Here is a 25,472-nt window from a genome sequence, read left to right on the forward strand (position 1 = left end):
TACAGAATCAGAATTCACGGACAGCCTCTTCCAGAAAATGGCATTTATTTTCGTGAGAAGGAATCAGACAAGAATCGGTTTTGCCAAATAGCTTATAGCGGTTTAAAGCCACCAGACGATATAGAAAATCGCGAATAAAACGTGGAATGAAATAGCCAGCATTCATCAAAGAAAATGGAAAACCGAGATGCTGCATCACCTTCGGTAAAGCAGTAGATTCGGTATAAAGTTTGCCATCCTTAATGACTACCATGGTGGTGTAATGCTCTGTCGACATCTGGTAGTGTTTAAGCAGGGCAGTGCCCAGTTCCGATTGTGCAGAGACCAGTTTAAACTGGATTTTTTTATCGTATTTAATCAGAAATTTTGCCCAGCCATTACAAATCACACAAACCGTATCAAATAAAATGATGTCATGGCTTTGAATGATATCTTCAATATTTTTGCTCATCGTTATACTTCTTTTTTGTGATATAGCTTTGATAGTGTAGTGCTACAAGCATCAATATAAAACTTCTTAACAAGGATGTTCGTCACTTTAAATTCTTTGGCTCATTTGAAAATAAAAATGGGAGTGATCAACTTTTCTTAATTGGATGGCTACTACAATATTATGGCTTGGCATCAGGATTGTAGTGTTTGGTGAGTCTATCTTTAAGCTCTGTAAAAAAGCCAGTAAGGTGAAATAGCTCATAATGGAGATAGCTTGGAAAAACAAGCAGGTTAACTATAAAGCTGGAGAAGCCTTCATGAATAAGCCTACACAACCTGGCACAAGTAAATGTCCCTTCTATCAAGGTGCGCATACTGTCGCTGGTGGCTCGAATATAGACTGGTGGCCCAATGCACTGAATCTGGATATTTTGCATCAGCATGACCGCAAAACGAACCCCATGGACCCTGATTTTGACTACGCTAAAGCCTTTAGCGAACTAGATCTGGAAGCAATTAAACAGGATCTAAAAGAACTGATAACCTCCAGCCGGGACTGGTGGCCCGCGGACTGGGGCAGCTATATTGGCATGATGGTGCGTACCGCCTGGTATCGGGCCGGAACCTACCGTAAACAGGATGGACGTGGGGGCAAATACCGGCAATCAGCGTTTTGCGCCTTTGAATAGCTGGCCAGATAACGTCAATACCGACAAAGGCCGCCGTCTGTTATGGCCAGTGAAAAAGAAATATGGCAATAAAATTTCCTGGGGGATTTGATTATTCTGGCTGGTACGGTCACATATGAAGTTGCCGGGTTAAAAACCTTTGGTTATGCCGGTGGGCGTGAAGATATCTGGCATCCAGAAAAAGATATTTACTGGGGTGCAGAGCATAAATGGCTGGATGCGACCCGCGAACGTTATAACAATGAAGAAGACCGGAATACGCTGGAAAATCCTCTTGCTGCAGTACAAATGGGACTGGTTTATGTCAATCCGGAAGGGGTGGACGGCAAACCGGATCCGTTAAAAACCGCACAGGATATGCGTACCACCTTCGACCGTATGGCCATGAATGATGAAGAAACCGTCGCTCTGACGGCAGGTGGACATACCGTCGGGCAAGCACATGGAAATGATAAGGCAGATGTACTTGGACCGGAGCCAGAAGCTGCACCACTCGAATTACAGGGTTTGGGCTGGAATAACCCGGAAGAAACCGGTAATGCCGCCTATGCCATGGTAAGTGGTCTGGAAGATGCTTGGACGACTAACCCGAACCGCTGGGACAATGAATTCTTTTATCTGCTACTGACCTATGACTGGGAGCTAAAAAAGAGCCCGGCCAGCGTATGGCAATGGGAGCCGATCAATATTAAAGAAGAAGATCGCCCATTGGATGCGCATACCACCAATGTGTGCCGTAATCCGATCATGACCGATGCTGATACAGCGCTGAAAATCGATCCGGGATATCGGGAAATTTCCGAAAAATTCTATCGTGATCCGGAGTATTTTTCCGAAACTTTTGCCCGTGCCTAGTACAAATTGACCCATCGTGATTTAGGGCCGAAATCTCGTTATCTGGGGCCGGATGTACCGGAAGAAGACCTGATCTGGCAAGATCCAATTCCATCAGTAGATTACACCTTAAATGAGAGCGAAATTGCGGACCTGAAAGAAAAACTGCTGGATAGCGGCTTGAGTCGCTTTGAGCTGATCAATACCGCTTGGGACAGTGCACGGACTTATCGTGGTGGGGCCAATGGTGCCCGTATTCGTTTACAGCCACAACGTGAATGGGCTGGTAATGAACCGGAACGCTTGAATAAAGTTCTGAACAAACTTGAAGAAATTCAGGCAGGTCTAGAGAAAAAAGTCAGTATCGCTGACCTGATTGTACTGGGCGGATCGGCCGCAGTAGAAAAAGCAGCACAGGAAGCTGGGGTAGATATTCAGGTGCCATTTATTCCAAGCCGAGGAAATGCGACTCAAGAACAAACCGATGTCTATTCATTTAAAGATCTGGAACCGTTGCATGATGGCTACCGTAACTGGTTAAAACAGAACTACTCCGCTCAGCCAGAAGAAATGCTGGTCGATCGTACTCAATTGATGGGACTTACAGCACCAGAAATGACAGTATTAATTGGTGGAATGCGGGTCCTAGGTGCTAATCATGGTGGAAGCAAGCATGGCGTACTGACTGATCGGGTCGGTGTATTGAGCAATGATTTCTTTGTGAACCTGATGGATATGAATAATGTCTGGGTGCCGGTAGAAGAAAATCTTTACGAAACCCGTGACCGTCAAACGCATGACCTGAAATGGACTGCAACCCGTGTCGATCTGGTCTTCGGTTCTAACTCAATTTTACCTGCCTATTCTGAAGTCTATGCTCAGGCTGACAATAAGGAAAAATTTGTAAGTGACTTTGTCAAAGCCTGGACCAAAGTCATGAACGCTGACCGTTATGATGTTAAACATCAACGTGAAGCCGCTTAAATTGAACTACAATTCATATTCCTGATGCTTTAATTTAACACCAATAAAAAACCACCCTCGGGTGGTTTTTTTATTCACTCAGTTCAAGCTGAAAAACTTAGAGAAAGCTTGGTAGGCCTTTGGCTGGATCAGTTGCTCGAGCCATCTGGGCATCAGCTACGCTCATCCCAAGAGCTTGGGCAACACCTTCACCATAGGCTGGATCACAAGCATAACAGTTACGGATATGACGGTACTTGATGAAATCAAGCGCATCACCCATTGCGGCTGCGGTATTATTAAATAGAGCCTGTTTCTGCTCATCATTCATCAGGTTGAACAAGGCACGTGGCTGGCTGAAGTAGTCATTATCATCTTTGCGATAATCCCAGAAATCTGCATCACCCGTGATTTTGAGTGGTGGCTCTCTGAATTCTGGCTGTTCCTGCCACTGGCTGAAACTGTTCGGCTCATAATGCGGCAATGAACCATAGTTGCCGTCCATACGGCCCAAACCATCACGATGATTTGAATGTACCGGACAACGTGCAGCATTGACCGGAATCTGGGCATGATTCACGCCCACGCGGTAACGTGCAGCATCAGCATAGTTGACTAAGCGTGCCTGTAGCATACGATCCGGTGAGTAACTAATGCCTGGTACCAGATTGCTTGGCGCAAAAGCTGCTTGTTCTACGTCCTGGAAATAGTTTTCCGGATTACGGTTGAGTTCGAATTCACCTACTTCAATCAGCGGATAATCACCTTTCGGCCAGACTTTGGTCAGGTCAAACGGATGATAAGGCACTTTCTCGGCATCGGTTTCAGGCATGATCTGAACGTACATTTTCCATTTCGGATAATCACCACGTTCAATCGCATCAAACAGGTCAGTCTGGCTGCTTTCACGGTCTTTAGCAATTAGCTCTGCTGCCTCAGCATCAGTCAGATTTTTGATGCCTTGCTGGGTACGCATATGGAATTTTACCCAGAAGCGTTCATTTTGGGCATTGATAAAACTGTAGGTATGACTGCCGAAACCGTGCATATGACGATAGCCGGCTGGAATCCCACGATCCGACATTACAATGGTGACCTGATGTAGAGCTTCCGGCAATAAAGTCCAGAAATCCCAGTTATTGGTGGCGCTACGCTTATTGGTTTTCGGATCGCGTTTTACTGCTTTGTTTAAGTCAGGGAATTTGCGTGGATCACGCAGGAAGAATACCGGCGTATTGTTACCGACTAGGTCCCAGTTACCTTCTTGAGTATAGAACTTCAGGGCAAAACCACGAATGTCACGTTCTGCATCAGCTGCACCGCGTTCACCAGCGACGGTCGAAAAACGGGCAAATATTTCGGTTTTTTTGCCAACTTCCGAGAAAATTTTTGCACGGGTGTACTCAGTAATGTCACTGGTCACAGTAAAAGTACCAAATGCACCTGAACCTTTTGCGTGCATACGGCGCTCAGGAATCACTTCACGAACAAAGTTAGCCAGTTTTTCATTCAGCCATAAATCCTGAGCAAGTAAAGGTCCACGCGCACCTGCCGTCATACTGTTCTGGTTGTCGACCACAGGCGCACCAGCTTCAGTGGTCAGGTGGGTGACAGGGCATTTTTTAAAATCTTGGCTCATCTTTCCTCTCCAAGTTTTGAATATCTTGTGTCGTTTATCTAGTATTCATAAAATATTGAAATATATGCTAATCAGATCAGGTTTCACTATATTTACAATATCTTTAAATAAAGGGTGTGACAGCACAAAATAGAATTCAGGATATAATTGAGTGAGCTCACTCAAAAAATATTTTTAAAGTTAATAAAGTTTAAAATATTGAAAATTAAATGGTTACTCTTAAAAAGTAATGGGTTTTCCACTCTCTGACAATATCAAATTCTATATATTTTGAATAACTCGAATAATGAATGGGATTAAACGAAAATAACAATATCTAAGTCCATAATATGTTTTTATCAAAGGATAAAAATAATAAGTGAAAAGTGGTATTTAAAATGAATTTTATAACTGGTTTATTTTAAATGGTTTTTTAATTGAGTTTTGTTTGGCTGAAGAAACCCATAACAATAATGAATGGAATAAGGGTATTTTCTGGTTATAGCTCGCATTGTTGCATACAGAAAATCCTAGCTAAATGGGCTTTATTTTTAAAAAAGCATTGGCAAATATGCTTGAAAATTAGTCAGTCAGCCCTATAATTATCTCACTCCTTCCTCCAAGTCACATAGAGAGCAAAATGGCCAAGAAAAAAACAGCCAAGCAGGTGGTGATCCACAATTTTGTGGCAAAACACATGCATGAAGTCAACAAAAGCCAGGTTTTTGTAGACCGGAAGAAAAATGCAAAACGTGGTTATACCAAGCACAAACAAGGGCGATATCAACAAGATGATCGCCCTTTTTTATGGGCGGCTTAGGGCGGCCAGGAAGACGTAGATCTGTTTTGGGCAGAAGCTGATTTTAAGGGATTCTGTCAGGTATAGTTAAAAGATGAATTTCTTTTCGAAGAATGCGGTGAAGTCCTCCGGGTGGTTGAAGAAGCTTCTTCGGGAAACATATTTTGAAAAAAACGAGGCAGGGTCGCAGAACTCGAAGATCTATTTCGATCAGCATCAGCCATAGGCCGAGTCTGCTGAAAACTGGCAAATTTTCCTAGCTGTTGCCGATACAGTTTTGCCGCAATGACCGATGGATCATTCTTGCCTAAACGCCGTTGCTGGCTACGAGAAATTTCAATTCCCCATAAGGGACAGGCTTTAGGACGTTCAGTTTCACGGATATACTGGTGACTGGTACTTGTATTATTACGACCACCAGAAGATGTATATCTGGATTTTTGCGAACGTAAGGCCGGTGCAATAATAAAATAAAATGCTGCAGCCAGCATAAGCAGGATAAGTACAAATTCCATAAGTACCTCGACTGATGCAGAGGAACCTGGAAAAGTTCCTCCTTAAGCGCTGACCATACGGGTGGTGGATTTCACCATATCTCCTAAACCATGTGTTCTAAAATAATGCTCCATCCAGCTTTTTACCATGAGTGGATTGTCCAGTTTTAGTACATGTTTGAGTAATTCCTGTGCATCCGGCATCGGTACATGACAGATCGTTTTTCGGACTCTCAAAATATTGCTAGAACTCATGGACAAGGTATTAAATCCCATGGCCATTAATAGTACGGCCGATAGAGGATCACCAGCCATTTCACCACAGATACTGATCGGTTTGTTATTACGGTGACAATCCTCTACCAGACGGGTCAGAGCACGCAGAATCGCTGGATGCAAATGTGAATAGACATTGGCCACACGTGGGTTATTACGGTCGACAGCAAGTAAATATTGGGTCAAATCGTTAGAACCGACCGAGAAGAAATCAACCAGTTCAGAAAACTCATCAATCTGATGCAGTACGCTCGGCACTTCCACCATAATCCCGATTTGCGGCTTGGTAATTTTGACCTGTTCTTCTTCCTGAACGGCATGATGATCACGTTCTAACAGATACAGTGCTTCTTCAACTTCACTGACACTGGTCACCATCGGCAACAGGATATGCAGATTGTTCAGACCGATACTGGCTTTCAGCATGGCGCGAATTTGTGAAGAGAAGATTTCAGGATGATCCAGCGTAAAACGAATTCCGCGCCAGCCCAATGCTGAATTTTCTTCCTTAATCGAGAAATATGGCAGGTCTTTATCTGCACCAATATCCAGCGTTCGCATGACTACCGGTTTATTGGCAAAGTGACTCAGTTGCTGCCGGTAAATGGCACGTTGTTCCTCTTCTCCCGGGAAGCGGTCACGTAGCATGAACGGGATTTCCGAACGGTATAGGCCAACACCTTTGGCACCACGCTGTACACCACGAACCACATCAATCATCAGGCCGGTATTTACAAACAGACGTACAGCGGTACCATCTGGCGTAATTGCATCTTTGGTCTCGTATTGACGTAGATCTTTGGCAATCTGTTCTTCTTCTTTCTGAATTTCTTTATAGCGGGTACGCAGACGACGTGGTGGATTGATAAAGATACGGCCCTGATGCGCATCGACAATCATCTCGACGTCATCCAGAGTATTGATGGGCAGTTCAGTCACACCCACGACAGTCGGAATACCGAGTGCGCGTGCCACAATCACCATGTGCGAATTCATGGCACCTTCAGTGGTGACAATCGCGGCAATCTTATCAACAGGCAGTTCCACCAGTGCAGCCGTTGAAATTTCTTCACCAATCAGGATGCTTTCATCGGTCAGTTCGCGATGGCTTTCATCGGCTTCCTGCAACTTGGCCAGAATACGACGTCCCAGATCTTTTAGATCAGCGACACGTTCACGCAGGTAATCATCCTCCATCTGGACAAACTGCGCCACATGGTTATCAATCACGATGCGAACCGCACCTTGTGCCCAGTGACCATCACGAATCAGTGCTTTAATTTCTGATGGCAGGGCATTTTCATCCAGCATACGCAGGAATACACTGAACAAAGCACGTTCTTCGGCCATCAGCGCATCCTGCATTTTGTCATCCAGGAACTGAATTTCTTCACGCACCGAATTTAAAGCATTATCTAGCAAAGCCAGTTCTTCGCTAATATTATCTGCTTCACGATCCGGAACAGCGCCTAGATCTGCAGGGGGATAAAGCACAATGGCGCGACCAAGTGCGATCCCGCCAGAACCGGATACGCCCTGGAAGGTTTTATATGCCGGTAAATTATTTGGTTTTCGGAATACATCAATATTGCCGACTGCATGTGCATGAGCGATTACGCCCGAAAGCTGAGCACATAGCGTAACCAGGAAAGATTCGGCTGCTTCACTAAAATCCTGGGATTCTTGATTTTGGACAACCAGTACGCCCATGACTTTACGGCGGTACATGACCGGAACGCCCAGAAAGGAATTATAAATTTCTTCGCCCGTTTCCGGTAAATACAGAAAACGATCATGCTTAGGGGCATTGTCGAGGTTAACGATTTCCTCACGCTGACCGACCAGACCAACCAGGCCTTCACCGGTATGTAGAGAAACATGACCGACAGCTTCGGGCTTCAGGCCTTTAGATGCCATTAATAGATAACGCTGGTTGCGTTCATCGAGCAGATAAATGGAGCAAACATCCACATGCATGGCCTCAGCGACCTGATTGACCATAATATCGAGTGATTCATGCAAACTGGTAGACGCATTAATCTCTTGGACAATGCGTCTCAGGGTATCCAGTTGCATATTCGACATGGGTGCTGCTCCGTATTTTTTTAGAAGTCCGGTAATTTAGTTTATTTATAACAATAGCCGAGCAAAAAATCTGCACATGCACGCGATTTTTTTAAGGTTTTTGTTGTGGTAATTGCTGACAGAGTTCAATCATGGCCTTGCGATAAACATCGCGTTTAAAATTCACCACTTGGCCTAATGGATACCAGTAACTGACCCATTGCCATTGATCAAATTCGGGCGGATCGGACAGATCAAGCTGAATGTTCTGTACGGGTGCCGTCAGTTTGAGTAAAAACCACTTCTGTTTTTGACCGATACATACCGGATCTGAATCCGTGCGAATGTATCGATACGGCAAACGATAACGCAACCATCCTTTGGTCTGCGCGATAATCTGGACGTGTTCAGGCAGTAAGCCAACTTCTTCTCTCAGCTCACGATAAAGTGCCTGCTCAGGGGTTTCTCCATATTGGATACCTCCTTGTGGAAATTGCCATGCATTATGACCAATGCGTTTTGCCCATAAAACCTGTCCAGCATCGTTTGCCAAAATGATCCCGACATTCGGTCGGAAACCTTCTGAGTCGATCATTTGGCTACCTAAAATTGTTTAATTTATGCCTTTGCTTTCGGGGAATATTATTTCTTTATCCAACTCGAAAAAAAGCAAAGTTTAAAAATGTTAAAATTGCTATGATCTTAACGAATTTCTATCGACTAGCGGAGATAGATTTACAATTTTTTTCTTAAATTTCAGTTTTTACGAGTATTTTCATGAAATTGGCGCTATTTGATCTCGATCACACCCTGTTAAACACCGATTCGGATCATTCCTGGGGGGAATTCCTGGTCAATGAAGGCCTGGTGGATCCCGTTCATCACCGCGCCATGAATGACAAGTTCTATGAGGACTATAAAAAGGGTCAACTGGATCCTTATGCCTATAATGAATTTGTATTCCAGTTTTTGACTCAACATGACCATGATTATCTGACCGAATTACATCAACTGTTCATGCAAAAAGTCATTCGCCCACAGATGCGTCCGGAAGGTTTTAAAGCGATTCAGCGCCATAAAGATGCAGGGCATGAAATTGTCGGCATTACTGCAACTTCGGACTTTATTACTGCACCGATTTTCCGTGAGTTTGGGATTACTGAAATTATTGCCACCAATGCTGAAGTCATTGACGGTAAATATACCGGTAAGGTGACCAATATCGCCTGCTATCAGCAAGGTAAACTGACCCGTCTGGAACAATGGCTGGCTGGTCGTGAGGTGACCGAGTCTTGGGCCTATTCAGATTCAATCAATGACCGTTTTCTGCTGGAACATGCAGATCATGCCATTGCTGTGAATCCGGATGATCGTCTGGAAGCACTGGCTAAAGAACAGGGCTGGGAAATTCAGAACTGGTCGATTTAAGTAATTCTTTCGATTTAATCAGGCACAACTTTGGTTGTGCTTTTTTATAAGCAGAAGAGGCTACTTTTTGACATGCCTGTTGCTGCATAAACATGCTATGCTCAGAGCAAATAAAGCAAGTCGACAATAACGATAGCAAGCGCCGAGGTAATGAAAATGACCCAAGTTAGACCGCGTATGACTCATCTATTTGCACAGTTAGGTCTGGATTCAAGTGCAGAAGGGATTGCCCAATTTATTCATGAGCATCAATTACCCAAAGATGTAAACCTGATGGAGGCGCCGTACTGGTCAGATGCGCAGCGCCAGTTCCTGGCTGAAAAAATTGCTTCAGATGGAGAATGGGCCATTGTGGTAGATCAGCTCAATGAATCTCTGCACGAGGATGCCACTAGCGGAATTGAGTAGTGAACAAAAAGCCAATCAGTTGATTGGCTTTTTCATTTGGGTATTACTGTGTTCGTTTCCATAAAGTTACTTGGGACAGGGTATGTTGATATTTACGCGCTGTTTCCCGAATCACAAAAGGCACATCCACAGGTTCGTCTAGCATTTCAAAATGTGAACTAAGTAAAGCCTTGATGCCCTCTAAGGTACTCAGGTTTTCTCCTGCCTGCTTAAATCCGCCGATCCATTCACTGCGTGCTGTATGTTCTTCCAGCCAGGTATAAGGCGAGGCCAGCATCAAAATGCCGCCCATATTCAGGCGCTTATGAATCTCACTCAGAAAAGCTTTAGGATGATGCAGACGATCAATCAGGTTAGCTGCCAGAATAAAATCATAATCTGTAAACTGAGGTTTCAGGTTGCAGGCATCGGCCTGATAAAACTCGACCTTATTGGCAGCCTGCTCAAGTCCAAGTTCTGCCAGTGAGCAGGATTTATATTCCACCAGTTCGCCCTCAACAGGAATGCTATAGCGCAGGGTCTCTCCTTGGGCCAGTACTACGCCTTGCTGAATAAAACGGGCAGAAAAATCTAGACCGGTGACCTGATCAAAATCTTGAGCCAGTTCAAAGCTGGCACGTCCAGTCGCACACCCGATATCCAGTGCTTTATGGCATGGAATGTTCTGAAAATAAGGACGGGCTAGTTTGATGAGGCTTTGTGCAAAGTTTGGAACACCGAAATATTCCGCCCCATACTGGAATTCCAGATATTGGGAAATCAGCTGATCGCTTTCATATTGCGAGTGAAACTGCAGTGATGTCTCTTCCGCGGCAACATAGCGAAAACCGGCATGCTGGAAAAAATGTCGCCGGAATGCATAGCGTGAACTGTGCAGGGCTTCATTACCGGCCGAAATCCAGGAACCGCCTTTAATCAGATGATGTTGGCCATCGAAGGTAGGGGTACTAAAATCATCATAGAAGGGATGGACTTGAAAGCCTTCGAAAGGATAAATCGGGGTCTCGGTCCATTGCCAGACATTGCCCTGAACATCATAAAAATCGCCATGCTGAAAATGATCCACCGGACAAGAGCTAGGGCCATATTTTAATTCAATATTGGCTTGCTCAGGACTTGGTAATTTGGGATCCAGTCCTGAAACTGCATACAGTCGATACCATTCATCTTCAGTTGGCAGGCGAATGGACTCTCCGGTCTGTACTGATTTCCAGTTACAGAAAGCCTTGGCTTCATGATAATTCACTTCGACTGGCCAGTCCCAAGGCATCGGAACTTCTTCCAGCATCAGTCTTAAGGACCAACCCAGTTCAGTTTTGATCCAGAAGGTAGGATGTGTGGCTTGAGAAAATGCCAACCATTGCTGGCCTTCTTCAGTCCAGTAGTTAGCTGTCTGATAACCCTCTGCTTCCACAAAGGCTAAAAACTCCTGATTGGATACCAGATATTTAGAGGCTTCGAATTCTTCAATTTCGGCATGATGGTGGCCGTATTCATTGTCCCAGCCATAAAAAGCATGTTCGAAATTTTTATGTAAATTGACCTGACCTGCCGGTACCTTTACCAGACTATTTTCAGGTGCAATACCGGTAATGACATTGGCACGCCACTGCGGATGATTTTGTACATAACGTAACTGATGCTGGCGGATTAAAACCGAAGACGTTTCCAGATGAATCCGTTCATGCTCAATGCCCATGATGATGGTCCACCAAGGATTGTGCCAGTTTAGTGGAAGTTGTAGCGGCGCATGTTCTATCACTTTCAAGACCAGGGCACGTACCTGATGCCGGTAATCACGTACCGCTTGAATGCTAGGCCAGTGATAGTTCTGTTCATCCAGATCATCCCAGCTCATTTCATCTACACCAATCGCAAATATGCTTTCCATATGCGGATTTAAACGTTCCGGAATCAGTTGAGCCAGCAACAGCTTATTGATAAAAAAAGTGGCAGTATGACCAAAATAAAAGATCAGTGGATGACGTAAGGCAATCGGTTTGACATAAAAGGCTTCTTCATTCTTCAGACAGTCAAACAGTTGCTCATAGGTGTCAAAGGTATTTAGAAAATAATTACGTAATACGGCACGCGTCGTCGGTTCATCTTCAAAATCAAGGTTGGGAGTAGGCTGTAGCGTTGGTTTAAGCGGTTTCCATAAACCCATTTCTTCGAGCAGGTCATGAGAAGAAGATAATAAAGTTTTGGAATCAGAAGATTTGATCTGCATTCTGTGCTTCCTTGAGTACGTTTTAATTTTTCATCTTCAGGAAAATGAATTTGATGCTTTTAAAAGTACTTGAAAGGAAGTGACAGATGCGATGTATTTAGGTAACAAAATGCTGCACCGATATTGATGCAGCAGAGAAATGTGAAAATTAGTTTTAAATTGACGGGCCTTGCATCAGTTGAACCAATGCTTCAGCTGCCTTGGATTGAGTACGACCCGGATGCCAGACCATACCGAGCTGACGGTTCATTTCCAGATTCAGATCCAGTTCTTGCAGGTCATGATTGACCAGGGTTTTGGGTAAGACTGACCAGCCTAAACCAATCGAAACCAGCATCCGGATGGATTCAAGCGGGTTATTGCTCATGGTCGTTTTCGGCTTGATACCCTGTTTTTCAAACTCGGCCATAGTAATCTGCGTGGTATAGGTCTGCGCAGAAGGTAGAAGGCTCGGGTAATTCACAAGATCTTCAAGAGACAGGTTTTTTTGCTGAGCCAGCGGATGGAACGGCGCTACCACAAAAACCAGAGGATCATTCCAGATGGTGACATATTTCAGACGTTCATCACCATGCGGTGGCAAGGTCAGGAAAGCCAGTTCCAGATCACCCGCCATCACCTGTTCATGTGCCTGTTCTGAATCTACAAAATGTACATCTAGCGTCACATTTGGATATTGCTGTACATATTCACGCAGATGGCTCGGTAAGTGATGCAGGCCAATATGATGACTGGTGCCAATTTTCAGTTTACCTTGTACCTGACCCTGTTCATGACTCAGGGTATAGTGAATATCACCCAGCTCGTTCAGCCAGTTTTTTACCTTAGGCAGCAGGGAATGTGCCGCATGAGTAGCCTGTACACCACGGCCCGCAGATTCAAATAATTTCACCCCGAAATATTCTTCCAGACTGTGAATACGTTTGGTCACAGCCGGTTGGGTAATAAAAAGCTGATCTGCAGCCAGAGAAATCGAACCTGTTTCCATGACTTTTACAAAGGCTTCAAAAGCTGCGAGATTCATCTTGATCACCTATAAAGTTTTTTTATGCTTAAGTTTATTATTGTAATAATTTAAGAATAAATCAAAGTAAAAATATAGAACTCTTGGTTTAATGTTGAATTAATACACATTTTTAAATGTTTTATTTTATGTCATAAAAAAAGCCACCGAGGGTAGGTGGCTAAAAGAGGAAGATCGACAAAAAATTATGCGGTGATTTCCTCATCCTGTTGCTGGCGTTTTGCTTCCCAGATTTTCTCGTGGAAGAAGAAAGCAACCGCCTGTACAGTCGGTTCTAATAAACTCAAGGCAATCGCCATGGTTAAACTGCCTGTGACAAAATAGCCCACTAACATCGCAACGGTGATGTGCATGATGTAATAGCTAAATGTCTTTTTGAACATGCGCTGATTGTTTTCTACGAAACGTTGAATATGTGCCATGTGGATCTTCCTCAAAACAGATAATTTGTGCCGATGAGGAAATAATAATAATTCTCATTTAATTTGTAAAAACGAATATTTTTAATAAAACGATCGGAAAATTAGATTTATAAAAAGAGAGCTAAACTATGATTTAATTTAAATTTTAAAAGATTCCAAAAAGTTTTTTAACTAATAAAAATGATAAATTAGATTTATGTGAATGCAGCGATATAATCAAAATTAGCGAAAGAATTTACCCAGTCCAGTGGAGCACATCGACATGGCAGGCGAGACCCAAACAGCAAAAACATTATACGATAAGTTATGGGATGATCATTTAGTAAAACAACGAGATGATGGTTCAGCTCTACTTTATATCGACCGTCATTTATTGCATGAAGTGACTTCACCACAAGCCTTTGAAGGCTTGCAACTTGCTGGCCGTAAGCCATGGCGTTTAAGTGCCAACATCGCAACACCTGACCATAACGTACCGACCTCTAAAAAAGAGCGTGAGCAGGGCGTGGCTGGGATTGAAGATGATACTTCACGTATCCAGGTACAAACCTTGGATGACAACTGTAAGACGTTCGATATTGTTGAATTTGATATTAACGATATTCGTCAAGGGATCGCGCACGTTGTTGGTCCTGAGCAGGGCTTAACCTTGCCAGGTATGACGGTTGTATGTGGTGACTCACATACCGCGACACATGGTGCATTCGGCTGCTTGGCACACGGGATCGGGACTTCAGAAGTTGAACATGTATTGGCAACCCAATGCCTGGTTCAAAAGAAAATGAAAAACATGTTGGTACGCGTTGACGGTAAATTAGGTCAGGGCGTAACACCGAAAGATGTGGTTTTAGCCATTATCGGTAAAATCGGAACTGCTGGCGGTACAGGTCACGCAATTGAATTTGGTGGCCAGGTATTCCGTGACATGTCGATCGAAGGCCGTATGACCGTATGTAACATGGCAATTGAAGCGGGTGCACGTGTCGGTATGGTCGCAGTCGATGAAAAAACCATTGAGTATGTCAAAGACCGTCCATATGCACCGAAAGGCGAGCAATGGGATCAGGCGGTTGCGTACTGGAATACCTTGCATTCTGATGAAGGCGCGCACTTCGATACAGTTGTGGTGTTGCAAGGTGAAGAGATTGAACCACAAGTCTCTTGGGGGACTTCTCCTGAGATGGTGATTCCGGTGTCTCAAGCGGTCCCAACTTTAGAACAGGCCAAAGATGATGTACAGCGCAATGACTGGAACCGTGCTTATCAATATATGGGCTTAACTGCAGGTCAGGCTTTAGCAGATATTCAGTTAGACCGTGTATTCATCGGTTCCTGCACCAATTCACGTATCGAAGATATTCGTGCTGCGGCTGAAGTGATCAAAGGTCGTAAAGTGGCTTCTAGCATTAAACAGGCCATGATCGTTCCGGGTTCGGGTTTGGTGAAACAGCAGGCAGAATCTGAAGGTTTGGACAAAGTCTTTATCGAAGCTGGTTTTGAATGGCGTGAACCAGGTTGTTCTATGTGCTTGGCAATGAATGCTGACAAATTGCAGCCAGGCGAGCATTGTGCCTCAACTTCAAACCGTAACTTTGAAGGTCGTCAGGGTAATGGCGGTCGTACCCATTTGGTGAGCCCAGCCATGGCTGCTGCTGCAGCGATTGCCGGTCACTTTGTTGATGTCCGTTCATTTTAATTGGTACGCAGGAGCAGAAATATGAAAGCTTATACCGTTGAACAAGGTATTGTTGCACCCTTAGACCGTGCCAATGTCGATACAGATTTAATTATTCCAAAACAGTTTTTGAAATCGATCAAACGTACCGGTTTCGGTGAAAACCTGTTTGATGAATTGCGTTATTTGGATGAAGGTTATCCAGGTCAGGACAACTCGGTTCGTCCGATTAACCCGGACTTCGTATTAAACCAGCCACGTTATCAAGGTGCATCGATCTTAATTTCACGTGCTAACTTCGGTTGTGGTTCAAGCCGTGAGCATGCGCCCTGGGCCTTGAATGAATACGGTTTCCGTACTGTGATTGCGCCAAGCTTTGCTGATATTTTCTTTAATAACTGTTTTAAAAATGGCATGTTGCCGGTGATCTTGCCGGAAGAAACGGTTGATCAGTTATTCAAGGAATGTGCAGCAGCTGAAGGTTATCAGTTAACGATTGATCTGGAAGCGCAGGAAGTTCGTACACCAAATGGCGAAAGCTTCAAGTTTGAAGTGGACCCATTCCGTAAGCATTGTTTGTTAAATGGTTTGGATGATATTGGCTTAACTTTGCAGGCGGCAGATGATATTCGTGCCTACGAAGAAAAAACCAAACAATCACGCCCATGGGTATTTGCTGAAATTCATTCATAAAACAGCAAAAATTGTCATGGCATGACTGCGAAGGCCTTGCTAATATCAGAAGATTATTAATTTTTTTGATAGGTTAATACAGACATCATGGCAACGTATTGGAAACAGTGGCTTGCTCTAAGTGCAGTATCAGTGCTGATGACCGCGTGTCAGAGCATTGATACCTTCAAACTTAAACATGCCAAAGAAGATGCAGAAAGCAAATCCAATGCTTTGATTTATTGTGCAGGCACACCGGATTGTCAGTTTGAACGTTTAGATCGGACCATGATTGTGGATGAGTCCACCAAGCGAATCAGCCCAGAAGCGCTAGATCAGCGTCTGGTTCGTTTGCAGGCCAAAAACCTGAAACAGGATAATCCGATTTATTTATCTGTGCCGGAAGGGCAGCATGAACTGGTGGTGCGTTTCTATCCGATTAGCAAGGATAAGGCTGAGACCTTGCATCTGTTCCAGCAGTTTAAGGCGAATAAACGCTATACCTTGAAAATGTTCCGTGACCGAAATGCACGTAGCACCAGTTTATTAAATGCCTCTGCACCTGATCCATTGTGTGTGGACCTGTTGCAAGAGCAGAAAGTGATTCGTCGTTTTTGCAAACCCTATAATGTCATCAATGGCATTGCAGAGTTTGTAGAAAAAAAAATTTAACCTAGTCAGGTGGATGCCTGACCTTATAAATGGAAAAGCTCATGTCTAAACAAATTTTGATTTTAGCTGGTGACGGTATTGGCCCTGAGATTGTAAAAGCCGCAGAACAGGTGCTTACACGAGTTAATGAAAAATTCAATCTGGGTTTAACATGGGAACAAGGTCTTTTAGGTGGTGCTGCGATTGATGCACACGGTTCACCTTATCCAGAGGTAACCTCTGAACAGGCGAAAAAAGCAGATGCAATTCTGCTCGGCGCTGTAGGCGGTCCAAAATGGGATACGATTGAGCGTTCAATCCGTCCAGAACGTGGCCTGTTAAAACTACGTAGTGAGTTGAATCTGTTTGCGAACTTACGTCCAGCGATTCTTTATCCACAATTGGCTGATGCCTCTAGCTTGAAACCGGAAATTGTCTCTGGTCTGGATATCTTGATCGTACGTGAATTGACCGGCGGTATTTACTTCGGTCAGCCACGCGGGATCCGTGAACTGGAAAATGGCGAAAAACAAGGTTTTAACACTGACGTTTATGCAGAATCTGAAATCAAGCGTATTGCCAAAGTTGCGTTCGAACTTGCTGGCCTGCGTGACGGTAAAGTATGTTCAGTCGATAAAGCCAACGTGCTTGAAGTGACTGAGCTTTGGAAACAAACCGTGACTGCACTGAAAGAAGAGCAATATCCAGACATTAACTTGTCTCATATGTATGTAGACAATGCTGCGATGCAATTAGTACGTGCGCCTAAGCAGTTTGATGTGATTGTGACTTCAAACCTGTTCGGTGACATCCTGTCTGATGAAGCTGCAATGCTGACTGGTTCAATCGGTATGTTGCCATCAGCTTCATTGGATGAAAATGGTAAAGGGATGTACGAACCTTGCCATGGTTCTGCACCAGATATCGCAGGTCAAAACCTGGCAAACCCATTGGCAACCATTCTGTCTGTAGCCATGATGCTGCGTTATACCTTCCGTGAAGAAGCGGCTGCAAAAGCTATTGAAGATGCGGTAGGTAATGTTTTAGACCAAGGTCTGCGTACGGCTGACATCATGTCTGAAGGCATGACTAAAGTGGGTACGGTGGAAATGGGTCAGGCAGTTGTGACTGCATTGAATTAAGTTACTCAGTATTTCTACGTAAAAAACGCAGCCTTGAGCTGCGTTTTTTTATGACTGATTTTGATTAACAGGTTCGACCCGTAAGGCTGACAGAAGTTGCAATATTGTCTTTAAGCAAAAAGGTAATCTTGCATTGCAAATTCACATCATACCCTGATGCAGGACTCACAGTGACTGGAACCGGAACTGTGCCTGTACCTGCTGCCGGAAATTGGGCAATCGGTAAGGGCACGGTCACAGGACGTTCTACGACATAGCTGAGCTGTTGGGAGCTGAGCTCAGGTTCACTGATTTGCTGATAACCCAAACGTTTCAAATCTAAATTGCGATCAATATACTGGCTGCTCTGGCCAATAAATTGCTGTAAATAAGCTTCACGGTCGGCCTGGCTGATCGTGGGTGTCTGTGCACACCCTGACAGACCGAGCAACAGGATGCTCAAGCCCAATACCAGAGGAGTCCCTTTGCTTAACAACATCACATCACTCCTACTCAAGGAACGCTTAAAAACAGTGTAGTAGCAAAGTGTGAGAGGAACTGTTGTAATTTATTATTAGGTAAGACAACAATAATCAGGCAGTTAGATGTTAGCTGTAGCCATCAAATCCAAGACAACTTAGAATGTTCTTATATTCACTTCAAAATGAATAAAAAGCAAAAATGAGTATTAACAGGCACGTCCGCTATATTGCACGGATTGGGCAGTCCCTTGTTCTAGCTGTAAATGAATCTGACAAGGCATTTCAACCTGATAACCCGGGCCGGGTGCAGTTGCGAGTCGTACAGGGGCACCTATACTGACACTTTGCTGAATGGCGGGTGTTCCCAACGGAAGTTAAATGGTGCGAAGTACGGTATAACTCAGACGTTTTCCGTTTGTACAGGTGCTTTTGAGGTCTTAAAACCGAGTGCAGTTAAATCCAGATCCTTGCGAATTGACTCTGCAGATTGGCCGATATATTGCTGTAGTTGCTGATCTAGTTGTCGTGATTTTGTCGAATTGGTAGTGGCGCAGGCACTCAGGCTGATTCCTAGGATCAGAGAAAACAAGATTTTTTGCATGAATGATTCACTGTTTTTATTAGAGGAAAAATAGAAATGATTATCTTCGAATGCAGTATAGGGAATGTGCAGGGGAATTGATATAAAAGAAAAGGCAATAAAAAAGCCACTGGATGAGTGGCTTTTGCTTCCGCTACAACTTAGCGCGCACGGTATGTGATACGACCCTTAGTCAAATCATAAGGAGTCATTTCGACCTTCACGCTATCGCCAGTCAAAATACGAATATAGTGTTTACGCATTTTACCAGAAATATGGGCAATTACTTCGTGACCGTTTTCTAAACGTACACGGAACATAGTATTAGGAAGCGTCTCGGTGACAACGCCTTCGAACTCGATGAGTTCCTCTTTATTGGCCATAGCCTACCTGAATGAATAAATTGGAAAGGCGCAAATTATAGTCAATTTTTTCGCAAAACACAAGGTGTAATGGGCGTTAGACTGATCATCTGTCAGTAAAATAAGCGAAGTATGAGTTTAAACTTTTTTAACTAAAAAGCGTATGGTATCTGTTGTCAGTTTGGTCAATCACAGTTAATCTAATTTCAATCTTTTTAAGTATAAATGAAGTACATACAAGGAAGGTTTTTGAGTGAGTCAGCTAACGGATGCATCAGTCGTATTGCGTTTAGGCTATCAGGCGATTCGTCGTGCAGGTTTGCCAACAGAAGAACTTCTGACGAAAGCAGGAGTCGCTTTAAATCAGGTGGAGACCAATGACCGTACTCCGCTTAGTGCTCAGTATGCCTTCTGGGTTGCCGCAGAAGAGGTCAGTAAGGACCCGGATATCGGATTGCATCTGGGTGAACATTTGCCACTCTATCGCGGACAGGTGATTGAGCATCTGTTTATTTCATCAGAGAATTTTGGTGAAGGCTTGAAACGTGCACTGGCTTATCAGCGTCTGATCAGTGATGCCTTTCATGCCAAGCTGGTGGTCGAAGATGATCGCTGCTATCTGACCAATGGTGAACAGCCTTTTGCTGAAAGTCTGGTCAATCGTCACTTTACCGAATGTGCGATGTCAGGTGTGTTGCGTTTCTTTAAATTTATTACTGAAGGCCGTTTTGAACCGATCTATATCGATTTTAATTTTTCCAAAGGCGCGGCAGATGAAGAATATTTCCGGGTTTATGAATGTCCGGTAAGTTTGGGGCAGAAAGAAACCCGTTTGTATTTTGATCCAAGTATTCTGGATTTTCCACTTTGGCAGGCAGAACCGGAACTGTTGCAGCTACATGAACAGCTGGCGATTGAAAAATTACAGGAACTGGCTCGTTACGATTTAGTCGGGGAAGTGCGTCGTGCAATCGGTTCTACTTTAGAAAGCGGTGAAACGACTTTGGAAACTGTAGCCGCTCAACTGAATATTACTCCACGTCGTTTACGTACCCAGCTCAGTGAGGCTAATACTAGTTTCCAGCAGATTCTGTCCGATTATCGCTGTCGTCTGGCTAAACGTTTATTAGCGAGTACCAATGAAAGTGTGGAGCGTATTGTTTATCTGACTGGATTCTCGGAACCGAGTACCTTCTACCGTGCCTTTAAACGCTGGACCAATGAAACACCAGTGGAATATCGGAAGCGGAAGCAGCGTTAATTACCATCCTAAGTCCCTCCTTTCTTGCGCTTCAGCTTAAAGCAGTGCTTAAGCTTTGCTCAGGAGGAGAGTTCCTCCCTTTTTAAAGGGAGGTTAGGAGGGATTTAAAAATTAAAAATAATTAGCTTATTCCGGCATATTCAACCAATATGGACCCAAAGGTATTTTGGGTAAGTCAAAATGCTCTGGATATTCAGCCTGAATAAAATACAGACCGTCCGGTGGTGCGGTAACTCCGGCTGCTTTACGATCTTCTGCTGCAAAAATATGGTCAATATGGTCAACCTCATACATGCCTTGACCGATTTCCAGTAAACAGCCCATGATATTGCGTACCATATGATGCAGGAAGCCATCCGCCTGAATATCTAGAATCAGATAAGGCCCATGCTGGATCAGGCGGCAATGACGTACATGACGTACCGGCTGATTGGACTGGCAGGCTGCTGCACGGAAACTTTCAAAGTTATGCGTGCCTTCAAACTTTGCAGCTGCCTCAATCATCTTTTTGACATCAAGTGGATAGTAAATATGCGTGACCTGTTTATGCAGCAAGGCAGGGCGTACCGGATGGTTATAGACAATATAGCGATAACGGCGTGCCTGTGCTTTAAAGCGTGCATGGAAGCCATTATCCATCTCCTTGATCCATTGGATCGAGATATCCTTAGGTAACTGGCTATTTGAGCCCATTAACCAGCCTCGTTCAGAACGCAAGGCATGGGTATCAAAATGTGCAACCATATTCGTCGCATGCACGCCGGCATCGGTTCGGCCTGCACCATGCAGAATAATCGGTTTATCGGCAATTTTGCTGAGTACCTTCTCGATGGTTTCCTGAACACTGATTACGCCCGGCTGTTGAGTCTGCCAACCTCGATAATTCGTTCCACAAAACTCAATTCCCACTGCAAAACGCTGCATAATGACCTCAAAACCTGACTAATCGTACCAATGGGCATGCCATTGCTCTACCGTGTCATATTGTAAATACATTTTTAGGGCTTTTGCATAAAGATCAGCATGGCCATAACTTTCATTGAGCAGAATTTTGCAATCATGCACCCATTCAGCAATGGCATAACGCTGATCGGTGGCACCAAAAGGCACTTGAGTAGTTAAGACCGAGATACAGCCTTTGGCATAGAGCTGATTGATGAAATCTACGATCTCTGGATTGACGGCCAGATTGCCGGTTCCAAAACCTTGCAGGAATAGGAAGTGTGGCGGATGGGCTAAAATATTTTTCAGGTTATTGAACTGTTGGACTAAATCAATCGGCTGCATCATCAAGCTCATGCAGTTAAAATCTGGAGCTTTGGTAATATCGTCTGCCGTAACCTGACAACTTTGCTGGTTGGCCCGAATAGCGATATGAGCGTCCAGACCAGTAAAGGCATTCAGCTCAGTGGTATGCTGCTTTAAGGTAGTTTGAGCATGAATCAGTTGCTGATGAAAAGCTAGATAAACATTTGCATTACAATGAGTTACTGAAGCGAGCGCAAAGCTCAGATTGTCCATGGCATCGCTAAATTCGCGTTGCGCATCGCCTTCAGCATTCAGGAGGGGATACTGGCTGCCAGTCAGCACAATATGAGCTGAATTCCCCATAAAATGTGCCAATACTGCACTGGCATAGCTCAGGGTATCTGTCCCGTGAATAATCACAAAATGTTGTATCTGCTGTTCAGATTGCAGATTTTGGATAAATTGCACCAGTTCTAACCAGTCTGTAGCAGTACAGGCACTACTGTCCTTAATCACAGGAGCGCAGTAATACTGAATCAACGGTTGATCCGTAGCAAGCAGCTGTTCCAGTTTTGGAATAAATAAATCGGCAGACATAGGGGAGAGCGGGTCACCGACACAGCCAAAGGTGCCGCCCATATAAATCAGTGCAATATCTTTCATCATAAAAAAAGCAGCCAAATGTGACTGCTTTAGTGTAAAGGGAAATTGATTAAGATGCGATTTGATTCAGCAACTGATCGGCTTGCTGACGTTGTGCTGCTGTATATTCAGCTTCACGTTCAGCAATGACTTCACGGGCAGCTGCATAAGCGCCTAACTGGATATATTGCTGTGCCAGCTCCAGGTTAAGGTTCGCTTCATTAACTTCCATCAGCTCCGGGAAAGACTGCACCAATGGATCATGTTGATCGGTTGCTGTATTTACTGGCGCTGTCGGAATCTCAAAATTCACCCCTGTAGAAACAGGAGCTTCTTTTACAGCTTCGATATTATCAAGTTTGAAATCTAGTCCAGATGTTTCAGTCGTAGCAGGCGTTTCAGTTGCAGGCGTTGCAATATCAAGGCCAGAAAGATCAAACTCAGTCGCAGGTTCGGCTGTTTTTTCCGCAGCAGGTGCTGGAGTGTCTAGAGAGAAAGAAAAATCTAAAGGCTGGATTTCTTCTGTTGTTGCAGGCGCTGATTCTGTTTCTAAAGATACAGATGGTTCAAGCTCAAGCTTAAAATTCAGAACCGGTGCTGACTCAGTTGCTGCTGTTGGAGCAGTCTGGGTTTCAGCAGTACTCATCTGAAGATCAAATTCAACTGAATTATCTGATACAGGCGAAGCTTCTTCCGTTTTTACTGGCTCAGCCGCTGGAATCTTCGGTTCAAAGTTGAACTCTAAGGGTTGGATATCAGGTACTGGTTCCGCTACAGCAGCTGGTTTGCTTGGTTGCAGTTCCTGTTGTAATGCATCAAATGCCTGTTCGTTTGAAGCAGGAGTGGCAACCAGGTCTGCAAAGGCATCTGTAGAAGGTTTGCTTTCCTGTACAGGAGGGGTTTGTGGCTGAGCACTTGGGAAATCAATAGTATCCTGAACAGCGACCGAAGAGTTTTCAAACTCACGCTTTTTGACCTCAGCCTGAGCCAGAATATCTTCCAGTTCCAGAGAGCGAACATGGTTAATCAGTTGTGAAATCGCAAATTCATCTTTTTGCAGGATATGAATGTCGAGTAGCAGTAAATATAACTCATGTTGAGAATTATCGCGATTCAGTGCCTGATTGATTTGAGCTTCAGCTGCAAAGAAATTACGTTCCTGAATCAGACCTTCAATTTTCTTGCGTGTTTCTGCTGATAGAGGCGTTGCTGATTTTTTAACGACTCCGGCTGGCTCGACCACTTTGGTTCTTTGTGAAGTGGATTTTGACGCAGCGCCAGGTTTTTTCGCTTTTACAGTTTTAGTTTTTGCTTTATCTGATTCTTGAGCATCTTGTCGTTTTTTTACGACAATTAATACGATGATCAATATCACTAATGGAATCACATAAATCAGCATGTTTTACCCCTTGGGGATAGAGTCCTTAAGTCCGCCTATCCCAATAAATCGTCATGTGTAACTTTTTAATTAATTGGCTTTTTATCTGCCTGTTGTGCTTTAAGCTGCTTCTGCAGCTGGGCAAGACGAGCATTTAATAATTGAATTCTGTGATCCTTCTGATTGAGTGCCAATTCTAGTTCAGTTACGTTTCTCTTTAATTTAACGGTTTTTTCACGGGCTGTCATAACTTTTAATGACAACTCTTTCGAAGTTCGATTTTCTTTTGTGTTTGAGTTGGCAGAAACCTGGCCGGAATCACGCTGATTCTCGGCAACCAGGCTCATTTCTGCCTCATTCAGACGATATTTGGTTTTTGCAGCAGGTTTGGAGGGTACTTGAACAGACTTAGTCGCTGCGGCCTGTATCGGAGTTTTCGCAGTATGAATGGTCGCTAAATTAAGCGCTACACCTTTATGCAAGCGGTTGGCATCACCCCCAATAAAAGCATGTTCATTTTCACGCTTGATCTGCTGCATGACCTCACTCACTGGACGCTGCTGTTCATTGGCAATCCTGGAGGCAATGCCCCAAAGCGACTCATTTGACTGTACCACATAGGTCGGTTTGACCTGGGTTGAGGTGCTTTGCTTGATGGCTGCCAGCTGTGCCTGAGTTTTAGCCGCTAAATTTGGTTTGTCCTGTGCAGTGGTAGATGCCGCCTGCTTGCGTGCCTGCTGTTCTGCATATTTTTTGACAAGTGGATCACTGGACACCATCTGGTTTTCAGTGTTTGTCGGTGCAGAAGCTTGCGCTGAGGCTGTATTTTTATTTGTTGGGACTACTGCAACTTCAGCTGGTTTTGTTTCAGCCTGAACTTTTGTCGCTGCAGCCTGTAAGTTTGGCGTTACATCTACTTGAGTTACAGCCGTGTTGATTGCTTTGGATGGAGTATTCACTGGCGCAGTGTTTACAGTACCAGCTTGCTGTGAACTATGACTTGTCGCTGCTACCGCAGTTTCAGTATTAAGTTTTGTTGGGCTTGTGACTTGAGCTGCAATACTCGATGTCGGCTCATGGGTCACAGCAGCTATCGCGGTTTTAGAGATAGAGCTGGCTGATAATGCAGGAGGTGCTGTGTTTTGCAAGGCTAACGGTTTTTCTGCCCCAAACGAGGTGGCTGGCTTGGATTGAGCATTGGTATAGCGCGTACTCACCGGTAAGTTTAGGGCAATATCTTTTTCACTCACGACTACGACAGGCGCGAGTGGCTGTTCATTCTGTTTCAGGCTGGCCTGTAACAAATCAGTTTTAGGTCTTAATGCAGTACGGATATGCTGTAGGCGTGCTGCATTGCCTTCCTTGATTTTTACAATGATATTTAATTCACGATCAGTGACCGGGCGCGAGGAGGTAATGGTAATAACCCCAGTACCATTACTGTTGCGACGGGTGAAAAAATTCAAATGACCCGGTGGCTGATGCGATGCACCCAGAGAAATCAGGTCTTCTGGCGAGGCTAAACTTACCTCAATGGGCAAGTTAATATCTGATTGACGGAAATTCATTTCCGCATAAAGCAATTCCCCAGGTGCAGACTGGATTTGTACCGGATCTACATTAATCGCATAAATATTTTGTGAAGCAACAATGGCTAAAATGGCAAGCTTTAATTTGTTATATACAGTCATCTGTGAGCTCAGTCATTATCGCATAGCG

The 25,472-nt window shown here is 44.2% G+C and carries 24 protein-coding genes and 1 pseudogene; 9 read left to right on the plus strand and 16 right to left on the minus strand.

Features of this window, described 5'->3' with window-relative positions; all coding sequences use genetic code 11:
• Positions 1-7: 7 nt before the first annotated feature.
• Positions 8-451, minus strand: a complete 444-nt coding sequence (locus tag FOC32_RS06430) for a thiol-disulfide oxidoreductase DCC family protein (RefSeq protein WP_034169855.1) — start codon at positions 449-451, stop codon at positions 8-10.
• Positions 452-749: 298 nt separating this feature from the next.
• On the opposite strand from FOC32_RS06430, the pseudogene katG reads away from it, so the two are divergent.
• Positions 750-2,939, plus strand: a pseudogene (gene katG, locus FOC32_RS06435) (catalase/peroxidase HPI).
• A gap of 97 nt (positions 2,940-3,036) precedes the next feature.
• Here the strand turns inward: katG and FOC32_RS06440 are convergent.
• Entirely contained in the window at positions 3,037-4,557 is a 1,521-nt protein-coding gene (locus FOC32_RS06440; RefSeq protein ID WP_104426639.1) for a catalase, read from the minus strand.
• 619 nt (positions 4,558-5,176) lie between these two features.
• On the opposite strand from FOC32_RS06440, the gene FOC32_RS06445 reads away from it, so the two are divergent.
• On the plus strand, positions 5,177-5,356 hold the full coding sequence (locus tag FOC32_RS06445) for a DUF7230 family protein (RefSeq protein WP_005232372.1): 180 nt from the start codon (positions 5,177-5,179) through the stop codon (positions 5,354-5,356).
• A 56-nt stretch (positions 5,357-5,412) separates the two neighbouring features.
• Here FOC32_RS06445 and FOC32_RS06450 read toward each other — a convergent pair whose 3' ends face one another.
• The 3 genes from FOC32_RS06450 to FOC32_RS06460 form a co-directional block, all read right to left on the minus strand.
• Positions 5,413-5,850, minus strand: coding sequence for a hypothetical protein (locus FOC32_RS06450; protein ID WP_005232370.1), 438 nt, complete (start codon positions 5,848-5,850; stop codon positions 5,413-5,415).
• Positions 5,851-5,892: 42 nt separating this feature from the next.
• Positions 5,893-8,190: a phosphoenolpyruvate--protein phosphotransferase gene (gene ptsP, locus FOC32_RS06455; protein ID WP_005232368.1), complete on the minus strand. Its 2,298-nt coding sequence runs from the start codon at positions 8,188-8,190 to the stop codon at positions 5,893-5,895.
• 91 nt (positions 8,191-8,281) lie between these two features.
• Positions 8,282-8,764, minus strand: coding sequence for an RNA pyrophosphohydrolase (locus tag FOC32_RS06460; protein ID WP_004781838.1), 483 nt, complete (start codon positions 8,762-8,764; stop codon positions 8,282-8,284).
• Positions 8,765-8,946: 182 nt separating this feature from the next.
• Here FOC32_RS06460 and FOC32_RS06465 point away from each other — a divergent pair, with 182 nt between their 5' ends.
• Positions 8,947-9,597, plus strand: coding sequence for an HAD family hydrolase (locus tag FOC32_RS06465; protein WP_005232364.1), 651 nt, complete (start codon positions 8,947-8,949; stop codon positions 9,595-9,597).
• Positions 9,598-9,753: 156 nt separating this feature from the next.
• Positions 9,754-10,005, plus strand: coding sequence for a DUF2789 domain-containing protein (locus FOC32_RS06470; protein WP_005232362.1), 252 nt, complete (start codon positions 9,754-9,756; stop codon positions 10,003-10,005).
• 43 nt (positions 10,006-10,048) lie between these two features.
• On the opposite strand, the gene ovoA is transcribed toward FOC32_RS06470, so the two are convergent.
• From ovoA to FOC32_RS06485, 3 genes are all read right to left on the minus strand, one after another.
• Positions 10,049-12,172: a 5-histidylcysteine sulfoxide synthase gene (gene ovoA / locus FOC32_RS06475; protein ID WP_104427024.1), complete on the minus strand. Its 2,124-nt coding sequence runs from the start codon at positions 12,170-12,172 to the stop codon at positions 10,049-10,051.
• Positions 12,173-12,389: 217 nt separating this feature from the next.
• Entirely contained in the window at positions 12,390-13,259 is an 870-nt protein-coding gene (locus FOC32_RS06480; protein WP_005232358.1) for a LysR family transcriptional regulator, read from the minus strand.
• A gap of 185 nt (positions 13,260-13,444) precedes the next feature.
• Entirely contained in the window at positions 13,445-13,681 is a 237-nt protein-coding gene (locus FOC32_RS06485) for a DUF2061 domain-containing protein (protein ID WP_005232356.1), read from the minus strand.
• Between the two features lie 262 nt (positions 13,682-13,943).
• Between FOC32_RS06485 and leuC the strand changes: the two genes are divergently transcribed.
• The 4 genes from leuC (at position 13,944) to leuB (ending at position 17,821) form a co-directional block, all read left to right on the plus strand.
• Positions 13,944-15,377: a 3-isopropylmalate dehydratase large subunit gene (leuC, locus tag FOC32_RS06490; protein ID WP_005232354.1), complete on the plus strand. Its 1,434-nt coding sequence runs from the start codon at positions 13,944-13,946 to the stop codon at positions 15,375-15,377.
• Positions 15,378-15,398: 21 nt separating this feature from the next.
• Positions 15,399-16,049 (plus strand): 3-isopropylmalate dehydratase small subunit, encoded by a 651-nt coding sequence (gene leuD, locus FOC32_RS06495; protein ID WP_005232352.1) that lies wholly within the window; start codon positions 15,399-15,401, stop codon positions 16,047-16,049.
• An 87-nt stretch (positions 16,050-16,136) separates the two neighbouring features.
• On the plus strand, positions 16,137-16,700 hold the full coding sequence (locus FOC32_RS06500) for a hypothetical protein (protein WP_005232350.1): 564 nt from the start codon (positions 16,137-16,139) through the stop codon (positions 16,698-16,700).
• Between the two features lie 41 nt (positions 16,701-16,741).
• Positions 16,742-17,821, plus strand: coding sequence for a 3-isopropylmalate dehydrogenase (gene leuB, locus FOC32_RS06505; RefSeq protein WP_005232348.1), 1,080 nt, complete (start codon positions 16,742-16,744; stop codon positions 17,819-17,821).
• 64 nt (positions 17,822-17,885) lie between these two features.
• Here the strand turns inward: leuB and FOC32_RS06510 are convergent, their stop codons facing one another.
• The 4 genes from FOC32_RS06510 to infA all read right to left on the minus strand — a co-directional run bounded on the left by FOC32_RS06510 (position 17,886) and on the right by infA (position 19,245).
• Entirely contained in the window at positions 17,886-18,299 is a 414-nt protein-coding gene (locus FOC32_RS06510; RefSeq protein WP_005232345.1) for a hypothetical protein, read from the minus strand.
• A gap of 189 nt (positions 18,300-18,488) precedes the next feature.
• Entirely contained in the window at positions 18,489-18,650 is a 162-nt protein-coding gene (locus tag FOC32_RS06515; protein ID WP_158651681.1) for a hypothetical protein, read from the minus strand.
• A gap of 32 nt (positions 18,651-18,682) precedes the next feature.
• The gene (locus tag FOC32_RS06520) at positions 18,683-18,883 is read right to left on the minus strand and encodes a hypothetical protein (protein ID WP_005232343.1); all 201 of its coding nucleotides are present in this window, start codon (positions 18,881-18,883) and stop codon (positions 18,683-18,685) included.
• 140 nt (positions 18,884-19,023) lie between these two features.
• Positions 19,024-19,245, minus strand: a complete 222-nt coding sequence (infA, locus tag FOC32_RS06525; protein ID WP_001284370.1) for a translation initiation factor IF-1 — start codon at positions 19,243-19,245, stop codon at positions 19,024-19,026.
• Between the two features lie 232 nt (positions 19,246-19,477).
• Between infA and FOC32_RS06530 the strand changes: the two genes are divergently transcribed.
• Positions 19,478-20,485, plus strand: a complete 1,008-nt coding sequence (locus FOC32_RS06530; protein ID WP_004781856.1) for an AraC family transcriptional regulator — start codon at positions 19,478-19,480, stop codon at positions 20,483-20,485.
• Between the two features lie 126 nt (positions 20,486-20,611).
• Here the strand turns inward: FOC32_RS06530 and truA are convergent, their stop codons facing one another.
• The 4 genes from truA to FOC32_RS06550 form a co-directional block, all read right to left on the minus strand.
• Complete coding sequence (gene truA / locus FOC32_RS06535; protein ID WP_005232340.1) at positions 20,612-21,409, minus strand: tRNA pseudouridine(38-40) synthase TruA; 798 nt, start codon at positions 21,407-21,409, stop codon at positions 20,612-20,614.
• Between the two features lie 18 nt (positions 21,410-21,427).
• Positions 21,428-22,399 carry an asparaginase domain-containing protein gene (locus FOC32_RS06540; protein ID WP_175968162.1) on the minus strand — a complete coding sequence of 324 codons (972 nt, stop codon included), beginning with the start codon at positions 22,397-22,399 and terminating at the stop codon, positions 21,428-21,430.
• 46 nt (positions 22,400-22,445) lie between these two features.
• A complete protein-coding gene (locus tag FOC32_RS06545) occupies positions 22,446-23,774 on the minus strand; it encodes a fimbrial protein FimV (RefSeq protein ID WP_175966657.1) in 1,329 nt (442 codons plus the stop codon).
• A gap of 65 nt (positions 23,775-23,839) precedes the next feature.
• A complete protein-coding gene (locus FOC32_RS06550) occupies positions 23,840-25,444 on the minus strand; it encodes a hypothetical protein (RefSeq protein WP_175966659.1) in 1,605 nt (534 codons plus the stop codon).
• Between the last annotated feature and the right edge of the window lie 28 nt (positions 25,445-25,472).

The sequence above is a fragment of the Acinetobacter sp. FDAARGOS_724 genome, from assembly GCF_013364475.1.
GTDB lineage: Bacteria > Pseudomonadota > Gammaproteobacteria > Pseudomonadales > Moraxellaceae > Acinetobacter > Acinetobacter variabilis.

Excerpts from the sequence above, each read along its gene's own strand:
- FOC32_RS06430 (WP_034169855.1), bottom strand. The coding sequence starts at position 451 with ATGAGCAAAAATATTGAAGATATCATTCAAAGCCATGACATCATTTTA.
- FOC32_RS06440 (WP_104426639.1), bottom strand. The coding sequence starts at position 4,557 with ATGAGCCAAGATTTTAAAAAATGCCCTGTCACCCACCTGACCACTGAA.
- FOC32_RS06445 (WP_005232372.1), top strand. The coding sequence starts at position 5,177 with ATGGCCAAGAAAAAAACAGCCAAGCAGGTGGTGATCCACAATTTTGTG.
- FOC32_RS06450 (WP_005232370.1), bottom strand. The coding sequence starts at position 5,850 with ATGGAATTTGTACTTATCCTGCTTATGCTGGCTGCAGCATTTTATTTT.
- ptsP (WP_005232368.1), bottom strand. The coding sequence starts at position 8,190 with ATGTCGAATATGCAACTGGATACCCTGAGACGCATTGTCCAAGAGATT.
- FOC32_RS06460 (WP_004781838.1), bottom strand. The coding sequence starts at position 8,764 with ATGATCGACTCAGAAGGTTTCCGACCGAATGTCGGGATCATTTTGGCA.
- FOC32_RS06465 (WP_005232364.1), top strand. The coding sequence starts at position 8,947 with ATGAAATTGGCGCTATTTGATCTCGATCACACCCTGTTAAACACCGAT.
- FOC32_RS06470 (WP_005232362.1), top strand. The coding sequence starts at position 9,754 with ATGACCCAAGTTAGACCGCGTATGACTCATCTATTTGCACAGTTAGGT.
- ovoA (WP_104427024.1), bottom strand. The coding sequence starts at position 12,172 with ATGGGTTTATGGAAACCGCTTAAACCAACGCTACAGCCTACTCCCAAC.
- FOC32_RS06480 (WP_005232358.1), bottom strand. The coding sequence starts at position 13,259 with ATGAATCTCGCAGCTTTTGAAGCCTTTGTAAAAGTCATGGAAACAGGT.
- FOC32_RS06485 (WP_005232356.1), bottom strand. The coding sequence starts at position 13,681 with ATGGCACATATTCAACGTTTCGTAGAAAACAATCAGCGCATGTTCAAA.
- leuC (WP_005232354.1), top strand. The coding sequence starts at position 13,944 with ATGGCAGGCGAGACCCAAACAGCAAAAACATTATACGATAAGTTATGG.
- leuD (WP_005232352.1), top strand. The coding sequence starts at position 15,399 with ATGAAAGCTTATACCGTTGAACAAGGTATTGTTGCACCCTTAGACCGT.
- FOC32_RS06500 (WP_005232350.1), top strand. The coding sequence starts at position 16,137 with ATGGCAACGTATTGGAAACAGTGGCTTGCTCTAAGTGCAGTATCAGTG.
- leuB (WP_005232348.1), top strand. The coding sequence starts at position 16,742 with ATGTCTAAACAAATTTTGATTTTAGCTGGTGACGGTATTGGCCCTGAG.
- FOC32_RS06510 (WP_005232345.1), bottom strand. The coding sequence starts at position 18,299 with ATGTTGTTAAGCAAAGGGACTCCTCTGGTATTGGGCTTGAGCATCCTG.
- FOC32_RS06520 (WP_005232343.1), bottom strand. The coding sequence starts at position 18,883 with ATGCAAAAAATCTTGTTTTCTCTGATCCTAGGAATCAGCCTGAGTGCC.
- infA (WP_001284370.1), bottom strand. The coding sequence starts at position 19,245 with ATGGCCAATAAAGAGGAACTCATCGAGTTCGAAGGCGTTGTCACCGAG.
- truA (WP_005232340.1), bottom strand. The coding sequence starts at position 21,409 with ATGCAGCGTTTTGCAGTGGGAATTGAGTTTTGTGGAACGAATTATCGA.
- FOC32_RS06540 (WP_175968162.1), bottom strand. The coding sequence starts at position 22,399 with ATGATGAAAGATATTGCACTGATTTATATGGGCGGCACCTTTGGCTGT.
- FOC32_RS06545 (WP_175966657.1), bottom strand. The coding sequence starts at position 23,774 with ATGCTGATTTATGTGATTCCATTAGTGATATTGATCATCGTATTAATT.
- FOC32_RS06550 (WP_175966659.1), bottom strand. The coding sequence starts at position 25,444 with ATGACTGTATATAACAAATTAAAGCTTGCCATTTTAGCCATTGTTGCT.